The following is a 13,943-nucleotide window of genomic DNA, read 5'->3' as shown; positions in this document are numbered from 1 at the left end:
CAATGGACATCCGTAAAGTCAAGAAACTGATCGAGTTGCTGGAAGAGTCCGGTATCGACGAGCTGGAAATCCGCGAAGGCGAAGAGTCCGTACGCATCAGCCGCAACACCGGCCGCAACCAAGGCATGCAGACCGTCTACGCCGCTGCCCCCGCGCCGGTCGCCGCTCCGGCTCCGGCCGCTGCGCCGGCCGCCGCCGCTCCTGCCGAAGCCGCCGCTCCGCAACTGACCGGTAACGTGGCTCGCTCGCCCATGGTCGGCACCTTCTACCGCGCGTCCTCGCCCACCACCCCGGCCTTCGTCGAAGTCGGCCAGCAGGTGAAGAAAGGCGACATCCTGTGCATCGTCGAAGCCATGAAGATGATGAACCACATCGAAGCCGAAGCCAGCGGTACCATCGGCCAGGTGCTGGTCGAGAACGGTCAGCCCGTCGAATTCGACCAGCCGCTGTTCACCATTGTCTAAGCCCGTGGAGCCCACGATGCTGGAAAAAGTCCTGATCGCCAACCGCGGGGAAATCGCCCTGCGCGTGGTGCGTGCCTGCAAGGAGCTGGGCATCAAGACGGTGGCGGTTCATTCCACCGCCGACCGCGAACTGATGCATCTGTCCCTCGCCGACGAATCGGTGTGCATCGGCCCGGCCCCCTCGCCCCTGTCCTACCTGAACATCCCGGCCATCATCAGCGCCGCGGAAGTCACCGGTGCCACCGCCATCCATCCCGGCTACGGCTTTCTCGCCGAGAACGCCGACTTCGCCGAGCAGGTGGAGCAGTCCGGTTTCGCCTTCGTCGGCCCCACCGCCAGCGTGATTCGCCTGATGGGCGACAAGGTCTCCGCCAAGAACGCCATGAAGCAGGCCGGCGTACCCACCGTACCGGGCTCCGATGGCGCCCTGCCGGATGACGAGGCCGAGTGCCTGCGCATCGGCCGCGAAGTCGGCTATCCGGTGATCATCAAGGCCGCCGGTGGCGGTGGTGGTCGTGGCATGCGCGTGGTGGAGGACGAGGCCGAGCTGATCAAATCGATCAAGCTGACCCAGACCGAAGCCGGCGCCGCCTTTGGCAACTCCATGGTCTACATGGAGAAGTTCCTCGGCAATCCGCGTCACGTGGAAGTCCAGGTACTCTCCGATGGCCAGGGCAATGCCGTGCACCTCTACGATCGCGACTGCTCGCTGCAGCGCCGCCACCAGAAGGTCATCGAAGAGGCGCCTGCGCCCCAGATCGACGAAAAGGCCCGTGAAGAAGTCCTGGCGCGCTGCGTCAAGGCCTGCATCGACATCGGCTACCGGGGCGCCGGCACCTTCGAATTCCTCTACGAAGACGGCCGCTTCTACTTCATCGAGATGAACACCCGCGTGCAGGTGGAGCATCCGGTGACCGAGATGATCACTGGTGTCGACATCGTCAAGGAGATGCTCAGCATCGCCGCTGGCAACAAACTGTCGATCAAGCAGGAAGACATCAAGATCACCGGTCACGCCATCGAGTGCCGGATCAACGCCGAAGACCCCAAGACCTTCATGCCCTCCCCGGGCCTGGTCAAGCATTTCCATGCCCCGGGCGGCAACGGCGTGCGGGTCGATTCGCACCTGTACAGCGGCTACAAGGTTCCGCCGAACTACGATTCGCTGATCGCCAAGCTGATCACCTGGGGCAAGACCCGCGACGAAGCCATGGCCCGGATGCGCAACGCCCTGGACGAGCTGATCGTCGACGGCATCAAGACCAACGCCGATCTGCACCGGATGCTGACCCGCGACCAGGCCTTCGGCCAGGGCGCGGTGAACATCCACTATCTGGAGAAGAAGCTCGGCATGCGCCACTAACTAGCGTGACGGCTGCGCGTCGGCCAGGCTGCGTTGGAAACCGCCTCGGAATGCTCATTTACTCTATGTAAACTGCGCTTCCTCGGCGATTTCCGCCTTGCCTGACCTAGCTCGCTCGCCCCGTCGGCTTCTTACCTAGTAAACGGGCTGCCCTCGGGCAGCCCGTTTTCATTTACCCTCCCCGCTTTGACCCGATTCAGGTAGCCCACCATGTCCTGGCTGCAAGTCCGCCTCGCCCTCACCCCCGCCCAGGCGGAAACCTACGAAGACCTCATGCTCGAATTGGGTGCGGTCTCGGTGACCTTCATGGACGCCGAAGACCAGCCGATCTTCGAGCCGGATCTGGGCACCACCCCGCTGTGGTCCCAGACCCACCTGCTGGCGCTGTTCGAAGGCGACACCGACGCCGCGGCTCTGGAACAGCGCGTGCAGCTGCTGGCCAACGGCCTGACCTACGAGGTGGAGCGCCTGGAAGACCAGGAGTGGGAGCGCAGCTGGATGGACAACTTTCAGCCCATGCGCTTCGGCCAGCGGCTGTGGATCGTGCCCAGCTGGCACGAGGCCCCGGAACCCGAGGCGGTCAATCTGCTGCTGGATCCGGGCCTGGCCTTCGGTACCGGCACCCATCCCACCACCTCGCTGTGCCTGCAATGGCTGGACGGCGAACCGGTCGCAGGTCGGCAGGTGCTGGATTTCGGCTGCGGCTCGGGCATCCTCGCCATCGCCGCCCTGCTGCTGGGCGCCGAGCGCGCCGTGGGCACCGACATCGACGTCCAGGCCCTGGAAGCCTCGCGGGAGAACGCCAATCGCAACGGCATCGACCCGGCACGCTTTCCGCTCTATCTGCCCGCCGATCTGCCAGACGAGCCGGCCGACGTGGTGGTGGCCAACATCCTTGCCGGTCCGCTGGTCGGCCTGGCCGAGCAAATCACCCGCCTGACCCGCATCGGTGGGCGCCTGGCGCTTTCCGGCATCCTCGCCGAGCAGGCCGAGGACGTGCGCGCCGCCTACGTCGGCTGCTTCGACCTGGAGCCCACCGCCACCCTGGACGGCTGGGTGCGCATCAGCGGGACCCGCCGCCGCTGATCGGCCAAAGTTCCACCAGGCCGCTTACCCGGCGGCCCGGTGGAGCCCCTTCTTTCGCCTGGGCCTTCGGGTACACTAGCGCGCTTAAATTCCCTGGCTGTCGCCTCGCCATGACCGAATCCCTCGTCGCTCAGTGTCCGCATTGCCATACCCGCTTCCGCGTCACCCAGGAACACCTGGCCGCCGCGGATGGCGACGTACGCTGTGGCGTCTGCCTGGAAGTGTTCAACGCCAGCAATCAGGCCGCGCCTTTGACGGCACCGGAACCCGTGCCCGCGCCGCCCATGCCGGCGCCGACGCCCAGTGAAGCGGCCTGGCCCCATGACGAACTAGACCTGAGCCATCTGGAATTGGACGCCGAGGTTGCTCGCCTGGGCGCCCTGGAAGAACAGCGCCGCGCGCCGACTGCGCCTCCCGCCATCGCCGCGCCGCCTGCCGTCACCACGCCGCGGGAAGAACCGGCACCGGCCCAAGGCCTGGCTGCCCGTCGCCTCCAGGAAGACGAGGAGGCCTTCGCGCTGCCTTCGCTTGGCGCCCTATCCGCCGCACGCGAACCTGAGCCGGAATTCCTGCGCCTGCCGACCGAGCCCGAAGTGGCGTTCGAGCCCGAACCGCTGTCTGCGCCCCTCACCGCCGCCGAACCGGAACCAGCGCTTGCGCCGGAACCCGCATTCGCGTCGGAACCAGAGTCCGAGCCAGCCATCAGCCCCTTGCCTGCCGTCGCGCCGGCGGCCCCGCTCACGGCCCTGCGCGCCCCGCTGAAACCGGCCCCGGCCACGCCGCCCGCGCCCCTCACCGCCGCCCCGACCGAGCGCCAGGAGCCGGCACTCGGCCGGGTCGAGGCCGACGAAGACGAACGCGCCGAACCCGGCCTGGGCCGCCTCGACGACTGGCAGGAGCCCGCAGTCGAACCTCTCAGCGCCGACCGCGACGACGAGGCGCCGGCGGCCAAGTCCGCGGGCGTCCTGCGCAGCGAGCCGGAATGGCAGGACGATCCGCTGCTGGACCTGCACGACGAACCGCTGCAACTGGACAGTCACCAGCAGCGCCCACACTGGGGGCGCCGCCTGCTGTGGCTACTGCTCTGCCTGCTGGCACTGCTCGGCCTGGCCGGCCAGTACGTCTATTACCACTTCGACGAACTGGCACGGCAGGACAGCTATCGCCCGCTGTTCGTCCAGGCCTGTGCTAGCCTGGGCTGCAAGGTGCCGTCCAAGGTCGATGTCCAGCAGATCCGCAGCAGCAACCTAGTGGTGCGCAGCCATCCGCAATTCTCTGGCGCCCTGCGCGTCGATGCCATCCTCTACAACCGGGCGCCCTTCTCGCAGCCCTTTCCGATGCTGGAATTGCGCTTCGCCGACCTCAACGGCCAGCTGCTCGCCAGCCGCCGTTTCAAGCCGGGCGAATACCTGAATGGCGAACTGAAAGGCCAGGACGAGATGCCGCCGCAGACGCCGATCCACATCGCGCTGGACATTCTCGACCCCGGCCCGCGGGCGGTGAACTACAGTCTGAGCTTCTTCTCGCCGGAGTAGCCCCAGGGTGAATTGCTCATAAACTAGCCAACTCGCGCTTTATCCCGAGGCGGCGAGCGGGTATCATTCCCAACCCTTTTCAAGCACAGCAGCCCCTGTCCGCGGCCGGTTTCCGGCGCAGGCGGAACAGGCGCCTATTCGCCAGGGAAAAAGATATGTCGATGGTACGCATCGGCCCTTATACCTTGCCCAATCCGCTGATTCTCGCGCCCATGGCCGGGGTCACCGACCTGCCCTTCCGGCGCCTGTGCCTGGCACTCGGCGCCGGCATGGCCGTGTCGGAAATGGTGACCAGTGACGTGCGGCTCTATGACAGCCGCAAGTCGCGGCTGCGCCTGATCCACGCCAGCGAGCAGGAACCGCGTTCAGTGCAGATCGCCGGCGGCGATCCGGCGATGCTGGCAGAAGCGGCCCAGCGCAATGTCGAACTGGGTGCCCAGATCATCGACATCAACATGGGCTGTCCGGCGAAAAAGGTCTGCAACAAGGCCGCCGGCTCCGCGCTGATGAAGGACGAGGCCCTGGTGGCCGAGATCCTCGCCGCCGTGGTGGCGGCAGTGGACGTGCCCGTGACCCTGAAGATCCGCACCGGCTGGAATCCCGACAATCGCAACGGCCTGCGCATCGCGCAGCTGGCCGAGGCGGCCGGCATCCAGGCCCTGGCCGTGCATGGCCGTACCCGCGACGACCGGTTCCTCGGCGCCGCCGAGTACGACACCATCGCCGCCATCAAGCAGGCGGTCGACATCCCGGTGTTCGCCAACGGCGACATCGACAGCCCGGAAAAGGCCCGCAAGGTGCTCGAACACACCGGCTGCGACGGCCTGTTGATCGGCCGCGCCGCCCAGGGTCGGCCCTGGATCTTCCGCGAGATCGCCCACTACCTGGCGACCGGCGAACACCTGGCGGCGCCCAGCGCTGCCGAGGTGGAGGCCATCCTGCTGGAGCATCTCGACGCCCTGCACGCCTTCTACGGCCCGGAAATGGGCGTGCGCATCGCCCGCAAGCACGTCGGCTGGTACCTGGCCGACCGGCCGGGCGCCGCGGAATCGCGCGCCCAGTTCAACCGACTGCAAGACACCCAAGCCCAGCACGCCAGCATTCGCGCGTTCTTCGCGCAGCCCCCGACCGGGAAGCAGGTGGCATGAATTCGATGACCGAGACTTTGACTGGAACAGCGCCCGTGAGTGACAACGGCGACCTCAAGCAGCACCTGACCGCTCCCCTGCAGGAAGGCCAGACGCTGCGCGACAGCGTGGAAAAGGCGCTGCGCAATTACTTCGCCCACCTCGATGGGCAGCCGGTGACCGACGTCTACAACATGGTGCTCTGCGAAGTGGAAGCACCCCTGCTCGAAAGCGTGATGAATTACGTCAAGGGCAACCAGACCAAGGCGTCGGAGATGCTCGGGCTCAATCGCGGCACCCTGCGCAAGAAGCTCAAGCAGTACGACCTGCTCTGATCCGCCTCCTCGCCGGCGGCCCAGGGGGCTTGACCGGCGGTCTTCTTCCTCCTGATGGACATGACCATGACCGACCAGACCTCTCGCCTCCCCGTCCGCCGTGCGCTGATCAGCGTGTCCGACAAGACGGGCGTCGTCGACTTCGCCCGTGAACTCGCGGCCATCGGCGTGGAAATCCTGTCCACCGGCGGCACCTACAAGCTCTTGCGCGACGAAGGCATCCCGGCGGTGGAAGTTGCCGACTACACCGGCTTCCCGGAGATGATGGACGGTCGCGTCAAGACCCTGCATCCCAAGATCCACGGCGGCATCCTCGGTCGTCGTGGCGTCGACCACGAAGTGATGAGCGAACACGGCATCCGTCCGATCGACCTGGTCGCGGTCAATCTCTACCCCTTCGCCGCCACCGTGGCCAAGCCCGGCTGCAGCCTGGCCGATGCCATCGAGAACATCGACATCGGCGGGCCGACCATGGTCCGCAGCGCCGCGAAGAACCACAAGGACGTCGCCATCGTGGTCAATGCCAGCGACTACGCGTCCATCCTCGACGACCTCAAGGCCGGCGGCCTGACCTATGCCCAGCGCTTCGACCTGGCGCTCAAGGCCTTCGAGCACACCGCCGCCTACGACGGCATGATCGCCAACTACCTGGGCAGCATCGACCAGCAGGCCGAGACCCTGTCCACCGCAGGCCGCGCCGCCTTCCCGCGCACCTTCAGCGCCCAGTTCATCAAGGCGCAGGACATGAGATACGGCGAGAACCCGCACCAGCAGGCCGCCTTCTATGTCGAGCACGCCAGCGAAGCCTGTGTGGCCACCGCCACCCAGCTGCAGGGCAAGGAACTGTCCTTCAACAACGTCGCCGACACCGACGCCGCCCTGGAAACCGTGAAGAGCTACGACGCGCCGGCCTGCGTCATCGTCAAGCACGCCAACCCCTGCGGCGTGGCCGTGGCCGGCGACATCCGCCAGGCCTATGAACTGGCCTATGCCACCGACAGCGAGTCGGCCTTTGGCGGCATCATCGCCTTCAACCGCGAATTGGACGCCGAGACCGCCCGCGCCATCGTCGAACGTCAGTTCGTCGAGGTGATCATCGCCCCGCGCGTCAGCGCCGAGGCCCGCGAGGTGGTGGCGGCCAAGGCCAACGTCCGCCTGCTGGAATGCGGCGAATGGCCCGCCGAGCGCAAGCCCGGCCTGGACCTCAAGCGCGTCAACGGCGGTCTGCTGGTGCAGAGCCGCGACATCGCCATGATCACCGCCGATGACCTCAAGGTGGTGACCCAGCGCGCGCCCAGCGAACAGGAGCTGCAGGACCTGATCTTCGCCTGGAAGGTGGCCAAGTTCGTCAAATCCAACGCCATCGTCTATGCCAAGGGCCAGCAGACCGTGGGTATCGGTGCCGGCCAGATGAGCCGCGTCAACTCGGCACGCATCGCCGCCATCAAGGCCGAGCACGCCGGTCTGGCCGTGGCCGGGGCGGTCATGGCCTCGGACGCCTTCTTCCCCTTCCGTGACGGCATCGACAACGCCGCGGCCAATGGCATCACCGCGGTGATCCAGCCGGGCGGCTCCATGCGCGACGCCGAAGTCATCGCCGCCGCCGACGAAGCCGGCATCGCCATGGTCTTCACCGGCATGCGCCACTTCCGTCACTAAGGCCCACCCCGCAGAAGGCATCGGGCCTTCGGCGTCGACTCCATCGTCAACGGCGGATGGCCACGTGCGGTCCGCCCAGAGGAAAGCTTCATGAATGTACTCATCATCGGCAGCGGCGGTCGCGAACACGCCTTGGCCTGGAAGGTCGCCCAGGACACGCGGGTCACCAAGGTCTATGTCGCTCCTGGCAACGCCGGCACCGCCACCGAAGCCAAGTGCGAGAACGTCGCCCTCGACGTCCTGGCCCTGGACCAGTTGGCCGACTTCGCCGCCGCCAACGTCGAGCTGACCATCGTCGGTCCCGAGGCGCCGCTGGTGGCCGGGGTGGTCGATCTGTTCCGCCGCCGCGGCCTGCCCTGCTTCGGCCCCACCGCCGGCGCGGCCCAGCTGGAAGGCTCCAAGGCCTTCACCAAGGACTTCCTGGCCCGGCACCAGATCCCCACCGCCGCCTATGCCAACTTCACCGAGGTGGAGCCGGCCCTGGCCTATCTGCGCGAGCAGGGTGCGCCCATCGTGATCAAGGCCGATGGTCTGGCCGCCGGCAAGGGCGTGATCGTCGCCATGACCCTGGCCGAAGCCGAGGACGCCGTGCGTGACATGCTTTCCGGCAACGCCTTCGGCGATGCCGGGGCGCGGGTGGTGATCGAGGAATTCCTCGACGGCGAGGAAGCCAGCTTCATCGTCATGGTCGACGGCAAGAACGTGCTGCCCATGGCCACCAGCCAGGACCACAAGCGCGTCGGCGACGGCGACAGCGGCCCCAACACCGGCGGCATGGGCGCCTACTCCCCGGCGCCGGTGGTGACCCCCGAGGTCCACGCCCGGGTCATGCGCGAAATCATCGAACCCACCGTGGCCGGCATGGCCCGCGAAGGCAATGTCTACACCGGTTTTCTCTACGCCGGTCTGATGATCGACCAGAGCGGTGCGCCCAAGGTCATCGAATTCAACTGCCGTTTCGGCGATCCCGAGACCCAACCGGTGATGCTGCGCCTGCAGTCCAGCCTGGTGCTGCTGGTGGAAGCCGCCCTGGCCGAGGCCCTCGACAAGATCGAAGCCTGCTGGGATCCGCGCCCGAGCCTGGGCATCGTCCTGGCCGCTGGCGGCTACCCGGGCGACTATGCCAAGGGTGATGCCATCGCCGGTCTCGAAGCTGCCGCGGCCCTGCCGGGCAAGGTGTTCCACGCCGGCACCAGCCTGCGCGACGGTCAGGTCGTGACGGCCGGCGGTCGGGTGCTGTGCGCCACGGCCCTGGGCGAAACGGTCTCCGCCGCCCAGCAGAACGCCTCTGTGCTAGCCCGGAAAATCTCCTGGAATGGCTGCTTCCACCGCAGCGACATCGGCTACCGCGCCATCGCTCGCGAGCGACAGTGAAGCTCGCCCAAGGGATCAGCCTGTTACACTGTTACGTCAACAGACGTGACTAGCTGATCTATACTCGACGTCCGCATTCGCGAAGGGAACTCTCGTGCACCGGCTCTGGATCGCCATAGGCTTTGTGATCAGCTGGCTGCTGTTGCTGCTGGTGGCCAATTCCGTACAGGCCGAGAACACGCCGGATGCGGGCTGGGCGCAGTATGAGGACGTCACCGGCGAATTCTCGCTCGACGACGTCCGCGACCGCCTGTCCGCCTTCAAGCCGCTGACCGCCGCCAAGGCCCACCGCCCCGCCGGCACCGGCGCGCTCTGGCTGCACACCCGCATCCAGCCAGATACCCAACAGCGTCTGCTGCGCATCATTTCGCCCAATGTGGGCTATCTCGACTTCTTCGCCTACCGCGACGCTCAACTGCTCAGCGAGATCCGCGATGGCCTGTCGCGACCGCTGCTCAATCCGCAGCAGCTCAGTCGCGACTTCGTCTTTCCGATTCCGCACAGCGATGAGCCGCTCGACCTCTTCCTGAGGTTCGAATCGCCCCAGCCGCTGCGGATCGCCCTGACCCTGAGCAGCAGTGCCGAAGCCGAGGTCACTCACCGCTTGGTGATGTTCGGCGTACTGCTGGGTTGCCTGGCGATGCTGGCGCTGTATAACGGCGTCCAGCTGCTCTATCACCGCAGTCGTGCCACCAGTGCCCTGACCCTGCTGCTGGTGATGCTGGTGGGCGTGGCGCTGAACCTGTTCGGCTTGAGCAAGTTCCTGCTCGGCAGCTTCAAGGGCCAGGCGCCCTTGCTGACCGATCTGTCGGTGCTGGCCTGCAGCGCCGCCGGGCTGAATCTGATCGGCGCCTTCTTTGGCTGGCGGCGCCTGCCACCCTGGATGCGTCAGCTGGTCAGAGTCCTGCTGGCCGTGGTCGGCCTGGCCGCGGTGGGTCGCATCGCCGCCGGCGATATCTACGTCGGCGACTGGTTGATGGCCGTCAACGGCCTGGCCCTGCTCGCCTGCCTGGGCATCGCCGTGGAGCGCTGGCACCAGGGCGCCCGCTATGCCCGCCTGCTGGTGGTGAGCTGTGCCCTGTTGGCCCTGGCCGGGCTGATCGCGCTGCCGATTCTGGCCGGCTATGCCAACCCCCCGGTGTGGATGGGCCGCGGCCTGATCGCCAGCTGCATGTTCAGCGGCATCCTGCTCACCCTGGCCCTGGAGGAGCGCCGCCGCTACCTGCGCGAAGAGCACTTCACCCGTACCCGTGATCGCGTGGCCAACCATGCGGAGCTCAAGGGCAAGGCCGAATTCCTCTCGCGCATCAGCCACGAGATCCGCACCCCCATGAACGGCGTGCTGGGCATGACCGAATTGCTGCAGGGCACCGCTCTGTCGGCCAAGCAGCGCGACTATGTGCAGACCATTCACAGCGCCGGCGCCGAGCTGCTCAATCTGATCAACGAGATCATCGACATCACCCGCCTGGAAAGCGGTCAGATCGAACTGGAAGAGGTCACCTTCGACCTCAATGCCCTGCTCGACGACTGCCTGGACATCTTCCGGCCCCGCGCCGAGGAACACCGCGTCGAATTGCTCAGCTTCATCCAGCCCCAGGTACCCCGGCGCTTCATCGGCGATCCCACCCGCCTGCGCCAGATCCTGCTCAACCTGCTGGAAAACGCCTTCCAGCGCACCGAAGAAGGCGAGATCCTGCTGGTGATCTCTCTGGAAGAGGCCACCGGCCAGGCGCCGCGCCTGCGCATCTCGGTCCAGGACAGCGGCACCCCGCTGGACGCGGCGCTGAGTCGCCAGCTGCTGTCCACCCACCTCAACAGCCGCGACTTCCTCACCGGCGATACCGACAGCCTGGATTTCGGCCTGATCATCGCTCGCCAGCTGGTGCTGTTGATGCAGGGCGACTTCGGCATCCAGAACAACGCCGAGGGGGGGTCGAGCTTCTGGATCAGCCTGCCCATCCCGGCCCAGGCCCTGGTGCTGTCGCGCGGCGACAGCGACTATCCGCTGCAGGACGTGCGGGTGCTGGTGGTCGATGACAACGAACTGTGCCGCAAGGTCCTGCAGCAGCAGTGCAGCGCCTGGGGCATGCAGGCGGTCACCGCCGCCTCCGGGCGCGAGGCCCTGGCCCTGCTGCGCACCCAGTCGCACCTGCGGGAATACTTCGACGTGGTGCTGCTCGATCAGCAGATGCCGGGCATGACCGGCATGCAGCTCGCCGCGCGCATCAACGAAGACGAGAATCTCAACCACGACCTGCTGCTGATCATGCTCACCGGCCTGAGCAATGCGCCGAGCAAGGTCATCGCGCGCAACGCCGGCATCAAGCGGGTGCTGGCCAAGCCGGTGGCCGGCTATACCCTCAGGGCCACCCTGGCCGACGAGCTGTCGCGCCGTGGCCAGCGGGTCAGCGAACCCGAGCCCCAGGAACAGCCCAGCGGCATTCCCAGCGACTTCCGCGTGCTGGTGGCCGAAGACAACAGCATCTCGGTCAAGGTGATCCGCGGCATGCTCAAGAAACTCGGGGTCGAACCCGACACCGTGAGCAACGGCCTGGAGGCCTTCGAAAAGCTCCAGCAGAACACCTATGATCTCATCCTTATGGATTGCGAGATGCCCCTGCTGGACGGCTTCGGCGCCACCCGCCGGCTACGCGCCTGGGAACAGCAGAATCATCGTTCGCGCACCCCGGTGGTGGCCCTGACCGCCCATATCCTCGCCGAACACAAGGATCGCGCCCAGGAGGCCGGCATGGACGGCCACATGGGCAAGCCGATCGAACTCTCCCAGCTGCGCGAACTGCTGCTCTACTGGGCCGAGCGGCGCCGACTGGATGTGACCCGCGCCGGACTTAAGGCGACTCCTTGAACCTGTCCTCGACGTAGGTGATCCGGGTCTTGCCGTGGGGCACCGGATTGCCTTCCTCGTCCAGGTTGACGAAGACGATCTTGTCGATGGTGAGGATGCTCTTGCGGGTGATCTTGTTGCGCACCTCGCATCTCAGGGTGATGGAGGTACGACCGAACTCGGTGGCGGTGATGCCCAGTTCGATGATGTCGCCCTGACGCGAGGCGCTGATGAAATTGATCTCCGAGATGTACTTGGTCACCACCTTGGGGTTTTCCAGCTGCACGATGGCGTAGATCGCCGCCTCCTCGTCGATCCACTTGAGCAGGCTGCCGCCGAACAGGGTGCCATTGGCGTTGAGGTCTTCGGGTTTCACCCACTTACGGGTATGGAAGTTCATCAGGGCTCCTTGAATTTCCGGGGGGTTTGAGCATCAGATCGGGGTGCGCGCGGTAGATTCCGCCGGACCTGAGGCAGAGCGCCACCCTTTGGGTTTATCGCGATCCTCGTTATACTGCCCGCGCATCGCGGCCACCAGGCCGCTCCGCCTTCCGTTCGAGGGGCGCTGCAGCACGCTGCGTTATCCCATCCTAGCCGACCCGCCGCTGGCGCGGACCCTCGGCGGGCATGACGCCAGACGTTGTCAGGCTCGAGCGGAGCGTTATCAGAACGCATCAACGGCGCCCATTCGCACCTAACGAATGGAGACTCTTCAATGAGCGCTGTCCTCACGCCTGCCGCTTTCAACGATTTCAAGGTCGCCGACATCTCCCTGGCCGACTGGGGTCGTCGCGAAGTCATCATCGCCGAATCGGAAATGCCCGCCCTGATGGGTCTGCGGCGCAAGTACGCCGGTGAACAACCCCTGGCCGGCGCCAAGATCCTCGGCTGCATCCACATGACCATCCAGACCGCCGTGCTCATCGAGACCCTGGTGGCCCTGGGCGCCGAAGTGCGCTGGTCCAGCTGCAACATCTTCTCCACCCAGGACCAGGCCGCCGCCGCCATCGCCGCCGCCGGCATCCCGGTGTTCGCCTGGAAGGGCGAGACCGAAGCCGAATACGAGTGGTGCATCGAGCAGACCATCCTCAAGGATGGCCAGCCCTGGGACGCCAACATGGTGCTGGACGACGGCGGTGACCTGACCCAGATCCTGCACGACAAGTACCCCCAGGTGCTGGAACGCGTGCACGGCATCACCGAAGAGACCACCACCGGCGTGCACCGCCTGCTGGACATGCTCAAGGACGGCTCCCTCAAGGTCCCGGCGATCAACGTCAACGACTCGGTCACCAAGAGCAAGAACGACAACAAGTACGGCTGCCGCCACAGCCTCAACGACGCCATCAAGCGTGCCACCGACCACCTGCTGTCCGGCAAGCAGGCGCTGGTGATCGGCTACGGCGACGTGGGCAAGGGTTCGGCTGCCTCGCTGCGTCAGGAAGGCATGATCGTCAAGGTCTCGGAAGTTGACCCGATCTGCGCCATGCAGGCCTGCATGGACGGCTACGAGCTGGTCTCGCCCTATGTCGACGGCCTGAACGACGGCACCGAAGCCTCCGTGGATCGCGCCCTGCTGGGCAAGATCGACCTGATCGTCACCACCACCGGCAACGTCAACGTCTGTGACGCCAACATGCTCAAGGCACTGAAGAAGCGTGCCCTGGTGTGCAACATCGGTCATTTCGACAACGAGATCGACACCGCCTTCATGCGCCAGCACTGGGGCTGGGAAGAGGTGAAGCCGCAGGTGCACAAGATCCACCGCACCGGCCTGACCGTCGATCCGACCAACGACGACTACCTGATCCTGCTGGCCGAAGGCCGTCTGGTGAACCTGGGCAATGCCACCGGCCATCCCAGCCGCATCATGGACGGTTCCTTCGCCAACCAGGTGCTGGCGCAGATCCACCTGTACCAGGAGAAGTTCGCCGACCTGCCGGTCGCCGAGAAGACCGCCAACGTCACCGTCATGGTCCTGCCCAAGAAGCTCGACGAAGAGGTGGCGCTGGAAATGGTCAAGGGCTTCGGTGGCGTGGTGACCCGCCTGACCGAGGCTCAGGCCAAGTACATCGGCGTGACCCAGGAAGGCCCCTTCAAGCCCGACAGCTACCGTTACTGATGGCCAAGCCTCCCGCTCCCCGGAGCGGGA

General features: G+C 66.1%; 11 protein-coding genes and 1 riboswitch. Of the genes, 10 read left to right on the top strand and 1 reads right to left on the bottom strand.

Annotated features, from left to right (window positions below; translation table 11 throughout):
• Positions 1-2: 2 nt before the first annotated feature.
• The 9 genes from accB to V6W80_RS02890 all read left to right on the top strand — a co-directional run bounded on the left by accB (position 3) and on the right by V6W80_RS02890 (position 11,812).
• The gene (gene accB, locus V6W80_RS02930) at positions 3-464 is read left to right on the top strand and encodes an acetyl-CoA carboxylase biotin carboxyl carrier protein (protein ID WP_017641057.1); all 462 of its coding nucleotides are present in this window, start codon (positions 3-5) and stop codon (positions 462-464) included.
• A 16-nt stretch (positions 465-480) separates the two neighbouring features.
• A complete protein-coding gene (gene accC, locus V6W80_RS02925) occupies positions 481-1,827 on the top strand; it encodes an acetyl-CoA carboxylase biotin carboxylase subunit (protein ID WP_064309286.1) in 1,347 nt (448 codons plus the stop codon).
• A 210-nt stretch (positions 1,828-2,037) separates the two neighbouring features.
• Positions 2,038-2,913, top strand: a complete 876-nt coding sequence (prmA, locus tag V6W80_RS02920; protein WP_338545808.1) for a 50S ribosomal protein L11 methyltransferase — start codon at positions 2,038-2,040, stop codon at positions 2,911-2,913.
• 110 nt (positions 2,914-3,023) lie between these two features.
• The gene (locus V6W80_RS02915; protein WP_338545807.1) at positions 3,024-4,448 is read left to right on the top strand and encodes a DUF3426 domain-containing protein; all 1,425 of its coding nucleotides are present in this window, start codon (positions 3,024-3,026) and stop codon (positions 4,446-4,448) included.
• Positions 4,449-4,603: 155 nt separating this feature from the next.
• Positions 4,604-5,596: a tRNA dihydrouridine synthase DusB gene (gene dusB, locus V6W80_RS02910; RefSeq protein WP_338545806.1), complete on the top strand. Its 993-nt coding sequence runs from the start codon at positions 4,604-4,606 to the stop codon at positions 5,594-5,596.
• Positions 5,593-5,910: a DNA-binding transcriptional regulator Fis gene (gene fis, locus V6W80_RS02905; protein ID WP_026083845.1), complete on the top strand. Its 318-nt coding sequence runs from the start codon at positions 5,593-5,595 to the stop codon at positions 5,908-5,910. Before dusB ends, fis begins: the two co-directional genes overlap by 4 nt.
• Positions 5,911-5,976: 66 nt before the next feature.
• Complete coding sequence (purH, locus tag V6W80_RS02900; protein WP_160924116.1) at positions 5,977-7,569, top strand: bifunctional phosphoribosylaminoimidazolecarboxamide formyltransferase/IMP cyclohydrolase; 1,593 nt, start codon at positions 5,977-5,979, stop codon at positions 7,567-7,569.
• Positions 7,570-7,659: 90 nt separating this feature from the next.
• On the top strand, positions 7,660-8,943 hold the full coding sequence (gene purD / locus V6W80_RS02895) for a phosphoribosylamine--glycine ligase (RefSeq protein WP_338545804.1): 1,284 nt from the start codon (positions 7,660-7,662) through the stop codon (positions 8,941-8,943).
• Positions 8,944-9,037: 94 nt separating this feature from the next.
• Positions 9,038-11,812, top strand: a complete 2,775-nt coding sequence (locus V6W80_RS02890; protein ID WP_338545803.1) for a hybrid sensor histidine kinase/response regulator — start codon at positions 9,038-9,040, stop codon at positions 11,810-11,812.
• On the opposite strand, the gene V6W80_RS02885 is transcribed toward V6W80_RS02890, so the two are convergent.
• Positions 11,796-12,191 carry an acyl-CoA thioesterase gene (locus V6W80_RS02885; protein WP_064309293.1) on the bottom strand — a complete coding sequence of 132 codons (396 nt, stop codon included), beginning with the start codon at positions 12,189-12,191 and terminating at the stop codon, positions 11,796-11,798. The genes V6W80_RS02890 and V6W80_RS02885 overlap by 17 nt on opposite strands.
• A 151-nt stretch (positions 12,192-12,342) precedes the next feature.
• A riboswitch (S-adenosyl-L-homocysteine riboswitch) is annotated at positions 12,343-12,484 on the top strand.
• A gap of 22 nt (positions 12,485-12,506) precedes the next feature.
• On the opposite strand from V6W80_RS02885, the gene ahcY reads away from it, so the two are divergent.
• Entirely contained in the window at positions 12,507-13,913 is a 1,407-nt protein-coding gene (gene ahcY / locus V6W80_RS02880) for an adenosylhomocysteinase (protein ID WP_017641066.1), read from the top strand.
• The last annotated feature ends 30 nt before the right edge of the window (positions 13,914-13,943 follow it).

This window comes from Pseudomonas benzopyrenica, assembly GCF_036884265.1.
In the GTDB taxonomy this organism is placed as follows: domain Bacteria; phylum Pseudomonadota; class Gammaproteobacteria; order Pseudomonadales; family Pseudomonadaceae; genus Chryseomonas; species Chryseomonas benzopyrenica.
This window is presented reverse-complemented; position numbering and strand designations above follow the sequence as displayed.